Source organism: Acinetobacter brisouisimilis, from assembly GCF_000368265.1.
In the GTDB taxonomy this organism is placed as follows: domain Bacteria; phylum Pseudomonadota; class Gammaproteobacteria; order Pseudomonadales; family Moraxellaceae; genus Acinetobacter.
In genome coordinates, this window is sequence record NZ_KB851219.1 from 1,473,283 (window position 1) to 1,488,925 (window position 15,643).

A 15,643-nucleotide genomic window follows, 5' to 3' on the forward strand; every position below is an offset into this window, starting at 1 on the left:
TTAAAATCGCTATTTTTGCTCAAAAAACATCAATCATGCGTATAATAAGCTCATTTTCTCGCTGTTGCCCTCTGCTATATAAGGCTGTGTATGTCGACACTCAACACTTTAAAACAAATCCTTTCTCAACGTATTATGATGCTCGATGGTGCTATGGGCACCATGATCCAGCAACATAAATTACAGGAACAAGATTATCGGGGTGAGCGCTTTGCCGACTGGAAACATGACTTAAAAGGCAACAACGACTTACTGGTACTCACCCAACCTGACATTATTCAAGGTATTCATGAAGCATACCTTGAAGCAGGTGCGGATATTATTGAAACCAACAGTTTCAACGGAACACGGGTTTCCATGTCAGATTATCACATGGAAGATCTGGTTCCTGAGATTAACCGCGAAGCAGCACGTCTGGCTAAAGCTGCGTGTGAAAAATACTCTACCCCAGATAAGCCGCGTTTCGTGGCAGGTGTGCTTGGACCAACATCGCGTACCTGTTCGATTTCCCCTGATGTGAACAATCCTGCTTTTCGTAACATTACTTTCGATGCACTTAAAGAAAACTACGTTGAATCTACACTTGCCTTAATTGAAGGTGGTGCAGACATTATCCTGATTGAAACAGTATTTGATACGCTGAACTGTAAAGCGGCCATTTTTGCCGTGGAAGAAGCTTTCCAGAAGTTAGGTCGCAGCTTACCAATTATGATTTCGGGCACGATTACCGATGCTTCTGGTCGCACTTTAACAGGTCAAACTGCTGAGGCATTCTGGAACTCGGTTCGTCACGCCAATGTCTTGTCGGTAGGTTTTAACTGTGCGCTGGGTGCAGATGCCATGCGTCCACACGTTAAAACCATTAGTGATGTTGCTGATGTATATATTTCTGCACATCCAAATGCTGGCTTGCCAAATGCTTTTGGTTCTTATGATGAAACTGCTGATCAAACCGCAGCCTTTATTCGTGAGTTTGCAGAAAGTGGCATTATCAACATTGCAGGTGGTTGCTGTGGTACAACACCTGCACATATTCGCGCTATTTATGAAGCGATTAAAGAATTACCACCACGCCAAGTGCCTGAAACCATCCCTGCTTGCCGTTTAAGTGGTTTAGAAGCATTTAACATTTATAAAGATTCTTTATTTGTTAACGTTGGTGAACGTACTAACGTGACAGGCTCTAAAAAATTCCTGCGCCTCATTCGTGAAGAAAAGTTTGCCGAAGCTTTAGAAGTTGCTCAGCAACAAGTTGAAGCTGGCGCGCAGATCATCGACATCAACATGGATGAGGGGATGCTGGATTCGGAAAATGCAATGGTACATTTCCTGAATCTTGTCGCTTCTGAACCTGATATTTCACGCGTACCGATCATGATTGACTCCTCTAAATGGGAAATCATTGAAGCGGGCTTAAAGTGTGTTCAAGGTAAACCTGTCGTTAACTCGATCTCTTTAAAAGAAGGCTATGACGAGTTCGTACATAAGGCACGTCTGTGTCGTCAGTATGGTGCTGCGATTATTGTCATGGCATTTGACGAAGATGGACAAGCGGATACCGCAGCACGTAAACGTGAAATCTGTAAACGTTCTTATGACATTTTGGTCAATGAAGTTGGTTATCCATCTGAAGATATTATCTTTGACCCGAACGTATTTGCTGTAGCAACAGGGATTGAAGAACACAATAACTACGCTGTGGACTTCATTGAAGCAACAGGCTGGATTAAACAAAACCTGCCAAATGCCATGATTTCAGGTGGTGTGTCTAACGTTTCATTCTCATTCCGTGGTAATGAACCTGTACGTGAAGCGATTCACTCTGTGTTCTTGTACTATGCCATCAAGCAAGGCATGACCATGGGGATTGTCAATGCGGGGCAAATGGCAATTTATGATGACATTCCAAAAGAACTCAAAGATGCAGTTGAAGATGTTGTTCTGAATCAGAATCAAGGTGAATCTGGTCAAAATGCCACAGAAAGACTGCTTGAAGTGGCTGAGAAATATCGTGGTCATAGCGGTGCACAACGTGAAGCTGAAAATCTTGAATGGCGTAATCAATCAGTTGAAAAACGTCTTGAATATGCCTTGGTCAAAGGGATTACCACTTATATTGATCAAGATACCGAAGAAGCCCGCTTAAAAGCGAAACGCCCTCTTGATGTGATCGAAGGTGCGTTGATGGATGGTATGAACGTGGTTGGTGACTTGTTCGGTTCAGGTAAAATGTTCCTGCCACAAGTAGTCAAATCAGCACGTGTCATGAAACAAGCGGTGGCTTGGCTCAACCCGTACATCGAAGCAGAAAAGACTGGTAGCCAATCTAAAGGTAAAATCCTGATGGCAACCGTAAAAGGTGACGTACATGATATTGGTAAAAATATTGTAGGCGTGGTCTTGGGTTGTAATGGTTACGATATTGTTGACCTTGGCGTGATGGTGCCTGCTGAGAAAATTCTACAAACTGCAATTGATGAGAAATGTGACATCATCGGTTTATCAGGTTTGATTACCCCAAGTCTGGATGAAATGGTATTTGTTGCTAAAGAAATGCAACGCAAAGGCTTTAATATCCCGTTGATGATTGGTGGTGCAACTACATCCAAAGCACATACTGCGGTCAAAATCGAACCCCAATACCAAAATGATGCCGTGATTTACGTTGCCGATGCTTCGCGTGCTGTGGGTGTTGCTACAACACTTTTATCTCAAGACATGCGTGGTGCATTTATTGCTGATCAACGTGCGGAATATAACAAAATCCGTGAGCGTTTAGCCAACAAACAACCTAAGGCTGCGAAACTTAGCTATAGAGAATCGGTTCAGAATGGTCTAAAAATTGACTGGCAAAGTTATGTACCACCTGTGCCAAACTTTATTGGGACACAAGTCATTACCAATTACCCGCTTGATGTTTTGGTTGAATACTTTGACTGGACACCATTCTTTATTTCATGGAGTTTGGCGGGCAAGTTCCCTAAAATTTTAGAAGATGAAGTGGTTGGTGAAGCTGCGACTGACTTGTATAACCAAGCACAAGCGATGCTCAAAGATATTATTGACAATAAACGCTTCGATGCTCGTGCGGTGTTTGGTTTGTATCCTGCCAAACGTACAGGTGCAGATACCGTGACTGCCTATGATGAGTCAGGCAATGCAACCCATCACTTTGAGCATATTCGTCAGCAGTCGGACAAAGTCACAGGCAAACCGAACTTGTCTCTGGCTGACTTTATTGCACCAACTGACGATCATCAGGATTATCTGGGTGGCTTTACGGTTTCGATTTTTGGCGCAGAAGAAATTGCCAATGACTATAAAGCCAAAGGTGATGATTACTCGGCGATCTTAATCCAGTCTTTGGCAGACCGTTTTGCAGAAGCCTTTGCTGAGCACTTGCATGAGCGTATCCGTAAAGAGTTCTGGGGTTATCAAGCCAATGAAACTTTAAGCAATGAAGAGTTGATTAAAGAAAAATATGTCGGGATTCGTCCTGCACCAGGCTACCCTGCTTGCCCTGAACACTCGGAAAAAGCGACCCTGTTTACCTGGCTCGGTTCGACTGAGAAAATTGGGACTAAGCTCACCAGCAGTTTTGCAATGTGGCCACCTTCATCGGTCAGTGGTTTCTACTATAGCTTGCCACAAAGTGAATACTTTAATGTCGGCAAGATTTCGCAAGATCAGTTAGAAGATTATGCGAAACGTAAAGGTTGGACACTGGATGAAGCCAAGCGTTGGTTAGCACCGAATTTAGATGACTCTATAGTATAACATTAAAGAATTATTCAAAGAGGTCTTCGTAAATGAAGATCTCTTTTAAAATAAGAGTGGATAGGAACTATTATGTCAATACAATCTATTAAATTAAAAAATTTTAAAAGTATTAATGAATTAAATATAGAAGCGAATAACCAATCACAAGTAATATGCTTTGTGGGTGAAAATGGTAGCTCTAAGACATCATTATTAAGTTTAATCGTTGATTCTATTATTAGCAACTTAAATATTAGTTTTCCGGATTATGACCCAGAAGATGGAAAAAGATTTAGATCTATAAGCCATATGGAAATACATGATGATAAAGATTATTACTTTTTAAATTTAAAATATTCTTCAGGGGATGAAATTAATAATTACGAAAGAAATGTTTTTAAAATTACTAAAAATCAAAATAATGTAGATATTTATAACAGTGCTGAATGGGAGGGAATTTCATTAAATCAATTTCATCAGGAAAAAAACTCTCCTTACCAAGATAAAAACTCCAATTATCTTATTAATAATATATTTTTATATAGACCTAGTTATCGTTATGAACCGGATGCTCTAGAGGTAAATGACTTAAATGACAGCTATGTATTCAAAATTTCTACACAAAAGAAAAAACAGACCGATTATCCATTTCCATTCAAAGTTGCCCATTCAGGAACAGATCTTGAAAGTTTAATCATTGAGTTACTTTTGGATAATTTCATTGGTTTTGAAAACTCTATTAATGCTTTCTCAGGTATCCCTAAAATTCTAAATACTGTAACCAACAAAGATTATGGTAATTTTCAAATTTCTCGCCATCCATACCGAAAATTATGGTCATCTACTCAAGGCTTAATTACTTCATTGTCTCAAGGTGAGTTAGACTTATTGGTTACTATAACCTCAATTGTAACTCGACAATTATACATATATGATAATAACGAAGAATTACGTAAGAAATATAAGTCTTTTCACGACGTTCCAGGCTTAGTAATCATCGATGAAGTTGATCTACACCTTCATCCTAAAGCCCAGGAAAATTATTTAAAGGTTTTAACAACAAATTTTAAGAATATTCAATTTTTAGTAACAACCCATAGCCCTTTTGTCGTCAGAGGCTTACCAACAGACTCTATAGTAGTTCAGTTGCCATCTGGTACAGTTATTGAAGAAAATTTTTCATTAATGGATATCGACAGTATTACTAATAGAATTTTTAATTATAAAGGTCGCTTTTCAGATAATATTGAAAATGACCTGAAGAAATTTAAAGAACTCATTACAAAATAAGACAAAGATCAAAATATAGTTCAACTCATAGAAATATACCATAAATATAGAACATCACCACCAATAATAAATGAGTTAGATACCTTTTTATCTATTTTTTCAACTCCCGATTTTACTAAAAAAATTATGGGTGATTAATATGCGCCAAGTAGATAGGAATCTAGTTAATGCTCCTAATAATTTATCTAATTTATCAGCTATACAATTAGGTCATTTGTCTAATCATAAAAATATTCGTCAGGATATTTATGCCCATGATGATGTTAAACAAGCTTTAAAAGCTTTATATCATGATAAATGTTATATATGCGAATGTTATGTTGGTGATAGTTATGATGTTGAACATTTTCTTCCAAAAAAACATTTTCCAAACCTCGGTTACACTTGGGAAAATTTACATAAAGTCTGTACCCCATGCAATCTAGCTAAAGAAAGTAATCAATTTCTGGTAAAGGATACATCTGGCAATGTTACTGATATATTATTACTAGATCCATCATCACCTTCTTATTCAATTCATGATTATTTATCATTCAATATTAATGGTGAAACTGTACTAGTTAATAAAGGTACTGACAGCACACTTAAACATAAAGCGGATATTACTGCTAAGTACTTAAATGGTGAGCTAAAAAAAACTCAAGGCAAGCCTTTCGAACATGCATCTAAATTAAATCATTTAAGATCTTCACGTATTGCTGCATTTGAAAGATCTTTACGAGAAAATCGTTTTATGTCTTTTCAACAAAATATTATGAATATTCATCTTACACTTAGTAACTATATGGTTAAGACTAATTTATTAGAAATTCAACATGATAGAGAAACTTATGATTTTTTAGCGAAAATTTTTGAGAGTTTTTTAAACGAACATTGCCCCTTTTGTTCAGTAATAAGAGAATATTGTTTTGTCGCTTTCAAACTTAGCTTCAATGATTTAAAAGCTGTTTCAGAATGTTTAAGATTGTCTTACGGACTTCCAATTTATTAGTCAATATTGTATGCGTGATTATTGCCCTCCTTTTAAAAGGAGGGGGTATCAAGAGTCCAAGATTTACATTGAATTCACGTAAAGTCCCACTTTCTAAAGATGAGAAACTACGTTTTACAAGAGGGAGATTCCAATCTCTGTTTCACAAAACAATTAATCTGCTCCACCACAGCATCAGTTTCAGTCAAAATCTGCCTGTTACTAAACCTTAGTACTACAAGTCCTAACTCACTTAAAGCCTGATCTCATCTCGAATTTGATCTGCTAGAAGCCCATCTTCCATGTAATGTTGCCCACCATCACACTCAATAACCAAATTCACTGCGGCACAGTAAAAATCCACAATAAAATTGAGAATGGGCTTTTTTCGATAAGACTGTAATCCTAAAATTTGCTTACGGCGTAATCTTTGCCATAGTAATTGCTCTGCATCAGTCATGTTACTGCGTAAATCGCGCGATAGAAGTTTTAAATTTTTATTATATGGTTGCATTGATAAACTCTTGGTTTTTATATTTTTAAAAACATCTTCGCATAATATCTTCCAGATAAAAGCAGTGCTCATCTCTTTGTTTTAATTATTATTTTCATAAAAAAGCCCCTGACTCAGGAGCTTTCTTTTACATCAAGCGACTCAAAGATTATTGCAACTTGATCCATTCAATCATGGCTTGACCAGCATCACTCATCAGCGTCCACTCACCATCCATAATGTTGAGTTGCAACTGCATGGTACGTTCACATAACGCTTGGATTGCCGTGGTGGTTGCTTCGCTCAACTGCCAAACTTCAACATTTTTTAAAGTTTTTAATTTACTGCTACGCTTATACCATTCTTCCACTGAGCTGCCATAAGCAATCACGACAACCTGCTGACAACGCGCACTGGCTTTTTTTACTTTATCTTCATCAGGGCAACCGACTTCAATCCATTTTTCGAGCAGACCTGTTAAATCTTTCTGCCACAATGCAGGCTCATTCACTTCAAATAAATCTTTGGTAAATTCCAGTTGCTCATCGGCATAACGAGCAAAAGCCAAAACACGCACCATTAAACGCTCGATGGTTTCTGATGGATGCAATGCAATCGTCAATTGATAATCACCATAATTGTGATGATCCATATCCGCAATATTGAGGTCTGCTTTATAAATCGTTGCTTTAAGTGCCATGTGCTACAAATTACCTAAAAAATCCGCGCCTAGCATAACCAATTTTAAATGCCCGTGTAGAAGTTTTTCAGGCCAACATTCAAATTGGGATTGCAAAGTTTCAAGCTCTGCAATGATCATATGAAGTAATACTGCACACTAAATGTTAACTTCATAACAACAAGAGAAACCTTGGATACTGAATTATTTAAATCATTTTCCCATCTTTATAATCATTCACATTATTTTATCAAAATTTCCTGAATTTTAAGGTGATGCATCATTTCACGAATCATCACAAAATAAACAAAGACTTGTTGTTGGTCTTCTTTAACTTGATGCAAATAATAGTTTAAATGATCGACAAAATCATTAAAGGCATGCTCAAGCTGGACTCGATCAATTGAGCCTGATGTCTTAAAAAATAGTTGATTCAATAACTTCATCATTGGATCAGAGGTGATTGCTCTCCCCTGTACATGTCTTAGCTGCGGTTCTGACTCTAGTAGTTCTTCAATCAAATAGATCATTTTCTCAATAGCAAGCTCAGACCAGATGCCTTGTACCAAACTCTGTTGTTGAATAGCATCCAATCCTTGAGTAAGGATAAGCTGCTGCGAATGCCACAGAATCTCGATATGGTCGGCTTTAAGAGAAAATTGGAGAGGTTGCATATGGGTTTCTTTATTTCAATAGATACTGATAGTAAAGTATAAACTTCTTTCACAACTCAAAAAATGATCATATTTTTGGTGGGTGTTTGTACCAATTTTGGGTATTCATACATAATCTACAGATGAAATACACCGATTTAAAAAAGCTTTCTGAAAATCAGTTCAAAAATATACAGTCACTCATCGGCAATTTTCTATTGAATAGTTGAGGTGATTGACTCTGTAACTCTATAATTTTTCGCAACAAATATTTGCGCCAACAACTTAGAGATAGAAGAATTTTTCCACGCTTAACTTGGGTGGTCTATCTGTAATTGTCATATGTATCTTTAACTACTAAAGAATTATACATAATGTTAATAGCTACCTAATTCAATCCAAAGGCTTAAAATAACAGAAGAAAATATAGCAGCAAGAAAAAAGCACATACTTTTAAAGTACAGAGTATGATTCACTACAAAATTTAGCGAATTCTGAGTTTATATAGCAATTTTTTATATTTTCTTATTTTTATGCAAAAAACAGTTATTTGAGTAATTTTAAAGCAAATACCACAAGATAGTGTTGCCAACAAAAATAACTTGTTTTATGATTGCGCCCATGCCCGGGTGGTGAAATAGGTAGACACAGGGGATTTAAAATCCCCCGCCCACAAAGCGTGCCGGTTCGAGTCCGGCCTCGGGCACCATTTTAAAACTGTTAAAATGGTGTAAACAAAATCCAGCGAAAGCTGGTTTTTTTATATCTATAGATTTTCTGCACTTTCTGTGTAATTACAAAATTTTTAATTTTTATGTGCTTTTACAGCATAGCTCATACTTAGAGACTTTATACTTTCCCCCTGCACGATTAAGCTTTTTCTATGCATGCATTCTATTTCTTTTACTCACAGTAAAGTCGGGGCATGTTATGAAACCATTGTTGATTGTCTGTTTATGCCTTTCTTCATGGACACTATTTGCCTGCAAGCTCAATCATATAAATTCACAACAGATTCATTTTAGCCACAATCAAGCCACTGATATTAAAATAGATCTTGGAATACTACAAAATTTAGCACAACGCCAAAATCAGGAAAGTTCTGTTTTTCAGCAAGAAGCCTTACATACCATTCGTTCTGGTAATACTGCCCAGATTGAACAAATTATTCAAAGCATGCAGCAGCGTGTCACAAAATTTAATTATGAATTACAGGACTTATTATTGAGTAGCGCAGAGGTTGATACGATTCGTCAAAAAATGATGCATAACAATCAGCTTAGCCTTGAACTTGCACAACTAGGGGCAGCTCAACGTCCAGATATGTTCAAGATCCTACAATTGCAAAAAAACTTGAACAGAATCAGCAAGAAATTATTCAGTTAACCCATCGCGCCCAAGCAAAAATCAGTAAAATGACCAGTGCATCATAAGTGCTACTTTACTCGTTTACTTTTTATGGTAATACTTCAATCGTAAGCCGAACCCAAATGACCTGATCATGAATAATGCCTTAAACCTCCAACAGTTACGTCGTGAGCTGCGCCGTAAGCGTCGTCGACTCACCTGTTTTCAGCAACGTCAGGCTGCTCAGGCCGTATTAAGTCGTTTCCGACGTGTTCCTGCGATTCAAAAGGCAAAAAAAATCGGATTATATTTAGATGCTTTTGGTGAAATTGCAACCAAAGGGCTCATCGAACATTGCTTCAAACTAAATAAAGAAGTTTACTTACCCAAAATCTGCAATATGAATCAGCATTTACTCTGGGTCAAAATTTCTAGACAACAATTTTATACACGGCGTTTTGCGCCACACTGCTTGGGTATGCTAGAACCGCAACAACGCGGGATTGCCGTGAAGCATCTAGATGTATTGTGTATGCCTTTACTGGCTTGTGATATAAAAGGTATGCGTTTGGGTATGGGTGGTGGTTTTTATGATCGTACATTGTCTCAGGCTCAACATCTTCCCTTTCGCTTAGGGCTAGCACATGACTTTCAACGCCTTGATATTGTGCTTCCCCATCAGTCTTGGGATCAGCCGCTACATGCACTTTGTACACCACAATCTTATCGATATTTTAACCGATAACATGCTGTTTTAAATTTAATCAAAATCATGGTTTTTTAATTTTTTCACAAGACTTGCCCTTGTAATTTAAAAAAAACCCATCACTATAAAAATCATGGCAACACTGTTGTCACTCATTAGGAGTGCCCATGACTGAACAAATTTTGAATCTTGAAAGTTCGCAAGAACTGACAATTCCAAACATATTACCATTATTAGCGTTACGTGATGTAGTGGTTTATCCGCACATGCAAATCGCGCTTTTTGTTGGTCGTGAAAAATCAATAAAAGCTGTTGATATGGCGCGTAGCAGTGACAATTTAGTCTTTGTGGTTGCACAAAAAGATTCTCTCACTGAAGATATTGATCAGGACAACCTGTACCAATACGGAACTGTGGCGAAAATCGTGCAAGTTGTGAACCACGAAAACGATGAAAACTGCATCAAAGTACTGATTGAAGGTTTACATCGTGCAAAACTAGAAAAGATCATTGATCAAACTGAGTATTTCACAGCTGAACATACGCTAAGCCCGATGAGTGTAGCATTAGACCAAGACACTCAGGATGAGCGCTTACAAGAATTGAAAGCATTATTTGCTCAATATGCTGAAGCAAAATTGCGCAATGCACGCGAGTTAATTACCGCTGCAAATAAGATTGATGATTTGCAACAATTGTTATTCTTCGTCGCAACACGTGTTCCTCTAAATATTGAAGTTAAACAGAATTTCTTGGAACATGATGAATTCGAAGCTCACTTAAAAGAGCTAATGACTTATTTGTTGCAACAGTCTGAAGAGCAGCAAATTGAGCAGACACTACACGATAGTGTCAAACGCCAGATGGAAAAGAACCAACGCGAATACTTTCTTAATGAAAAAATGAAAGTCATTCAGCGTGAACTTTCTGATATGAATGGCGGTGCTGAAGATGATGTTGCTGAGCTTGAAAAACGTCTTGCCGAAGCAGATTTGCCTGAGCATGTGCGTAAAAAAGCAGAAGCAGAGTTTCGTAAACTCAAAGCCATGCAACCTGCATCAAGCGAAGCGGCTGTGGTACGTAACTATCTAGATGTCATTTTAGATACACCATGGAATAAAGCCAGCAAGGTGAGTATTAACTTGCCAAAAGCACAGGAAATTCTGGATGCTGACCACTATGGTCTTGATGATGTTAAAGACCGTATTGTTGAATACTTAGCTGTTCAATCACGTGTGAAAAAACTCAAAGGCCCTATCCTCTGTTTAGTAGGTCCTCCAGGGGTTGGTAAAACTTCTCTTGGTGAATCCATTGCCAAAGCGACTGGTCGTGAGTTTGTACGCATGGCTTTGGGCGGTGTACGTGATGAAGCTGAAATTCGTGGTCACCGTCGTACCTATATCGGTGCGATGCCAGGTAAAATCGTGCAGTCATTGACTAAAGTTGGCGTGAAGAACCCGCTATTCTTACTCGATGAAATCGACAAAATGGCACAGGACTACCGTGGCGACCCTGCATCAGCATTGCTTGAAGTTCTTGACCCATCACAAAATAGTAAGTTTAACGACCACTATTTGGATTTGGATCTTGACCTGTCTGAAGTCATGTTCATCTGTACAGCCAACAGTATGAATATTCCTGAAGCATTGCTTGACCGTATGGAAGTCATTCGTCTTCCGGGTTATACCGAAGATGAAAAAGTCAATATTGCTTCACGCTATTTAGTACCGAAAGCAATTAAAGACAATGGCTTACGTAATAAAGAACTCACCGTTCATGAAGAAGCGATTCGTGATATTGTCCGCCGTTATACCCGCGAAGCAGGTGTACGTAGCCTTGAACGAGAAATTTCTAAAATTGCTCGTAAAGTCGTGAAAGAAGCGGTAAGCAAGAAAGCGAAAAGCTTGCATATTGATGTAACTGAGCAGAACTTGCCAGATTACTTAGGTGTGCATAAATTCGATTACGGCATGGCTGAATCTGAAGCACAAGTTGGTCGTGTTAATGGTCTTGCATGGACATCTGTAGGTGGTGAATTACTCACCATTGAAGTAGCTGCGGTAAAAGGTAAAGGTAAGTTCATTACCACAGGTTCGCTTGGCGATGTGATGAAAGAATCGATCACCACAGCGATGACTGTAGTTCGTACCCGCGCTGATGAACTTGGTATCGAAGCATCACGTTTTGATGAAACCGATATTCACGTGCATTTACCTGAAGGTGCAACACCGAAAGATGGTCCATCCGCAGGTTTGGCACTGACTACGGCATTGGTATCTGCCTTTACAGGTATTCCAATCCGTGCAGATATCGCGATGACAGGTGAAACTACGCTTGCTGGTCGTGCACTGCGAATTGGTGGCTTGAAAGAGAAGTTGTTGGCAGCCCATCGTGGTGGGGTCAAACTGGTCTTCATTCCACAGGACAACGTGCGTGATTTGGCGGAAATTCCTGACAATGTGAAGGAAGGTTTAGAAATCAAAGCCGTCAAAAGCATTGATGAGATCTTGCCATTGGCATTGACTCAACAACCAACGCCTTTACCAAAAACACCACTTGTTGCAACAGTGACTGAAAACCAAACTGCTCGTCACTAATCCCAAAAACATAAAAAACCACTTCTTCGGAAGTGGTTTTTTTATTGCCTAAAATATTCAATTTTTTATCAATCCATTGAATAGCTTAACGGAAATGTGGGCCAAGTAAAATTTGAGTAATCACACTTGATGCCACCGCAACCAGTACAAAGTCTCCATCAATCTGCATCCAGCGATGACCATATGGAGGTGGCGGTAAACGTCGTTCATGCCAGTCTACATAATAGCGATCATCCATGTAATCACGTGGAATATATTGCCCTTCATGCCAGTAACGTACGGGATGATCTCGATCTCGCCAGTCATCACGTGATGAGTATTCTCGCCAATCATGTGATGAGTATTCTCGCCAATAACGTGGTGGTGGCTCATCCCAATGGCGATAATGATGATGCTCATAATATTCCGATGCTCGATCATCATGATCCCACGGATCTGCCAAAGTTAGACCCGATGCAAGACTGGTGCTGAGTGCCAAGGCGACAGCCATCCATTTTGACTTACTCATTTATTTCTCCTATCATTTTGCATCCAGATACCGCCAGAGCAAAATATTGATACTTTCACGCATACATTTAAACTAATGTACGGCGTTACGCTTTTGGCTACTGTACGGAAATATTTAAGAGAAACCATGTAGATCGATGCAGTTTTGTGCAATGCTTTGTCTCATTTTTCGTGCGCAATTACTACGATTTTTAACGGTTTAAGCAAATCTTAATTTTTTGATTTTATGAATAATTACTGTACATCTGCATAAAAAAACTGCTTCAAAAGAAGCAGTTTTTTGTCAAATATAGCGGTTTTCTAGCGCGATAAAACTGCCCCAGTAATTATACCTGTGGCAATTGCAATCAATAAGTAATCACCATTCACACGTACCCAACGATGTCCACGTGGTGGTGGGTATGGCAAGTGATGCTCGCGCCAGTCTACATAATCGCCACGATAACGAGGGGGTAATCGGTCACCACGTGACCAGTGACCGCGATGATCATCCCAGTCTTCATGACGATGTTCCCAACCACGTCCGTCACGGTAATCTCGATGATCTCGATAATCACCTCGGTGATCGTAACCATGACGATCTCCATCACGATCATGCCAAGGCTCTGCCATTGCTAGGCTACTGGTGGCTACTGTCGAAACCACTAACACGGTGGTTATAATTTTCTTCAACATCGCTATTTACCTCTTTTTCATCATCAAGCCGAAACTTGACTGAAGATACTAAGGATTTACACCGACTTGGTTTTATCATCAAACTTTGAAGATGCATCCTGCTTAAGAAATAAGTTAGCCCGTAAATATAGTTTGATGATGTAGAAAGCCATTTCCTTATGTAATAAGTTTTACATATTCCATTTCAGATTAATCTATTTTTTTAAAAGATTCTCTTTTTTGTGCGACTTCTGTAATTTTTAAGATGATTTTGAATAGATTTATGATGATTTTGCTCGATCCAAATTCACTATATGGGCGATTGAATCGCATTTTCACTTTCGTATAAAAGTACAAATAGCCTGAAGATCACTTTTAGAATATTTCCACTGCTTTAAGGTTTCTTGCAAGGCACGATATAGTTCACCCTATTCCTATTAAATGTAGCTTTCGCCTCCTTGCTAAGCTTTAACCGCTTCTCAAGACAAACCTTGCTTTGTTTATCTTCTTATCACTCAAGCACAGCTTTCGCCTTGCGCTCAGACAAAGCCTTGCTTTGTTTATCTTCGCTCAGGTTATAATTGTTTTTTTCGCAAAGATTGTCACGATGAAGATTCGCATTTTAACCATTGGGCAGAAAATGCCTGCTTGGGTATTGACTGGTGTAGATGACTATTTAAAACGGATTCAACCCTTCGTCCAAACCCAATTTGTTGAATTGCCGATGGCAAAACGTGGTAAAAATGACTCCGATGCCGATATCTTGAAATACTGCCAGACTGAAGGTGAAAGTATTTTAGCTGCGCTCAAACCCAGTGAAACCCTGATTGCACTTGAAGTCGGTGGTCGGGAACTGAGTACCGAGAAGCTAGCAGAAACTATGCAGCAATGGATGCTAGAGGGTCAGGATATTGCTTTAGCGATTGGTGGGCCCGATGGCTTGAGTGATGCCGTACGACAGGCAGCCAAGTGGCACTGGTCTTTGTCTAAACTGACACTACCACATCCTCTGGTTCGAGTGATGCTAATTGAACAGCTTTACCGTGCCATGAGCATTAATCATAATCATCCGTATCATCGTGCTTAAAGCATGATGCAACAGTTCAAATTCAGGTGAACCTTATGCATCTTCAAACTTTACCTGGGTTATTTATTTCTCATGGTTCTCCCCTGATGGCACTCGACCCTGAACAGGTTGGCCCAGCATTACAGCGTTTAGGTCTAAACCTGCCTCGTCCTCAAGCCATTGTGGTCATGTCTGCCCACTGGGAAAGTCAGGCACTCGAAGTCAGTAGTGCTGTACGCCCTGAAACATGGCATGATTTTCGTGGCTTTCCACCAGCCTTATATCAGCTTCGCTACCCTGCACCTGGACAACCAGGGCTTGCCGAACAGATTTTACATTTACTGGCAGAAGCAGGCTTACATGCACATGCCAATAGCACTCGCCCGCGTGATCATGGGGTTTGGATGCCTCTATTACATTTATATCCTGAGGCGGATATTCCAGTGGTCGAAATCTCTTTACCGATGAGCTATAGCGCCGAAGAGATTTTTAAGATTGGGCAGACCTTAAAGGAACTGCGTCAACAACAAATCCTGCTGATTGGCTCAGGCAGTATTACCCACAATCTGGCAGAGCTATCTTGGCATAATACACAGGCAACAGTGCCTGTATGGGCATCGGAATTTCGCAATTATGTGGTACAAAAGCTCAACCATCAGAACTACGAAGCTGTTTTAGATTGGCAAACTATTCCTCATATTGAACAAAATCACCCAAGTCTTGAACATCTTGCACCGCTATTTTTTGCCATGGGTTTAGGGCATCGCTTTACCATTGTACATAGCAGTTTTTCAATGGGTGCATTAGGCATGGACATTTATCGTTTTGATTAATTGACAGCTTCTAAAATGAAAAGCCGAGGTACAAATAGACCTCGGCTTTTATCGCTTGAGTAAACTTCTCTTTCATATCTACTGGGTTG

12 protein-coding genes, 1 tRNA gene and 1 pseudogene are annotated in these 15,643 nt (G+C 39.2%); 9 read left to right on the plus strand and 5 right to left on the minus strand.

Features of this window, described 5'->3' with window-relative positions:
* The first annotated feature begins 90 nt into the window (after window positions 1-90).
* The 3 genes from metH to F975_RS10750 all read left to right on the plus strand — a co-directional run bounded on the left by metH (window position 91) and on the right by F975_RS10750 (window position 6,040).
* On the plus strand, window positions 91-3,777 hold the full coding sequence (metH, locus tag F975_RS10740; RefSeq protein WP_004753179.1) for a methionine synthase: 3,687 nt from the start codon (window positions 91-93) through the stop codon (window positions 3,775-3,777).
* A 72-nt stretch (window positions 3,778-3,849) separates the two neighbouring features.
* On the plus strand, window positions 3,850-5,049 hold the full coding sequence (locus F975_RS10745) for an AAA family ATPase (RefSeq protein ID WP_004753181.1): 1,200 nt from the start codon (window positions 3,850-3,852) through the stop codon (window positions 5,047-5,049).
* Window positions 5,050-5,188: 139 nt separating this feature from the next.
* Entirely contained in the window at window positions 5,189-6,040 is an 852-nt protein-coding gene (locus F975_RS10750; protein WP_004753183.1) for an HNH endonuclease family protein, read from the plus strand.
* A 107-nt stretch (window positions 6,041-6,147) separates the two neighbouring features.
* Here the strand turns inward: F975_RS10750 and F975_RS10755 are convergent.
* From F975_RS10755 to F975_RS10765, 3 genes and pseudogenes are all read right to left on the minus strand, one after another.
* Window positions 6,148-6,533, minus strand: a pseudogene (locus tag F975_RS10755) (endonuclease domain-containing protein).
* Window positions 6,534-6,681: 148 nt separating this feature from the next.
* Window positions 6,682-7,212, minus strand: a complete 531-nt coding sequence (locus F975_RS10760; RefSeq protein WP_004753186.1) for a YaeQ family protein — start codon at window positions 7,210-7,212, stop codon at window positions 6,682-6,684.
* A 221-nt stretch (window positions 7,213-7,433) separates the two neighbouring features.
* Complete coding sequence (locus tag F975_RS10765; protein WP_004753188.1) at window positions 7,434-7,865, minus strand: hypothetical protein; 432 nt, start codon at window positions 7,863-7,865, stop codon at window positions 7,434-7,436.
* Between the two features lie 602 nt (window positions 7,866-8,467).
* Between F975_RS10765 and F975_RS10770 the strand changes: the two genes are divergently transcribed.
* From F975_RS10770 to lon, 4 genes are all read left to right on the plus strand, one after another.
* Window positions 8,468-8,553: transfer RNA gene (locus F975_RS10770), tRNA-Leu, on the plus strand.
* 221 nt (window positions 8,554-8,774) lie between these two features.
* Complete coding sequence (locus F975_RS10775; RefSeq protein ID WP_004753191.1) at window positions 8,775-9,230, plus strand: hypothetical protein; 456 nt, start codon at window positions 8,775-8,777, stop codon at window positions 9,228-9,230.
* A 115-nt stretch (window positions 9,231-9,345) separates the two neighbouring features.
* Window positions 9,346-9,936, plus strand: a complete 591-nt coding sequence (locus tag F975_RS10780; protein WP_004753194.1) for a 5-formyltetrahydrofolate cyclo-ligase — start codon at window positions 9,346-9,348, stop codon at window positions 9,934-9,936.
* Between the two features lie 128 nt (window positions 9,937-10,064).
* Window positions 10,065-12,494, plus strand: coding sequence for an endopeptidase La (gene lon, locus F975_RS10785; protein ID WP_004753196.1), 2,430 nt, complete (start codon window positions 10,065-10,067; stop codon window positions 12,492-12,494).
* An 85-nt stretch (window positions 12,495-12,579) separates the two neighbouring features.
* On the opposite strand, the gene F975_RS10790 is transcribed toward lon, so the two are convergent.
* A complete protein-coding gene (locus tag F975_RS10790) occupies window positions 12,580-13,002 on the minus strand; it encodes an RcnB family protein (RefSeq protein ID WP_004753199.1) in 423 nt (140 codons plus the stop codon).
* A gap of 299 nt (window positions 13,003-13,301) precedes the next feature.
* Entirely contained in the window at window positions 13,302-13,676 is a 375-nt protein-coding gene (locus tag F975_RS10795; protein WP_004753201.1) for an RcnB family protein, read from the minus strand.
* 586 nt (window positions 13,677-14,262) lie between these two features.
* On the opposite strand from F975_RS10795, the gene rlmH reads away from it, so the two are divergent.
* Together rlmH and F975_RS10805 are read left to right on the plus strand one after the other, a co-directional pair.
* Entirely contained in the window at window positions 14,263-14,742 is a 480-nt protein-coding gene (gene rlmH, locus F975_RS10800; protein WP_004753203.1) for a 23S rRNA (pseudouridine(1915)-N(3))-methyltransferase RlmH, read from the plus strand.
* Between the two features lie 35 nt (window positions 14,743-14,777).
* A complete protein-coding gene (locus F975_RS10805) occupies window positions 14,778-15,554 on the plus strand; it encodes a dioxygenase family protein (protein WP_004753205.1) in 777 nt (258 codons plus the stop codon).
* Window positions 15,555-15,643: the final 89 nt, after the last annotated feature.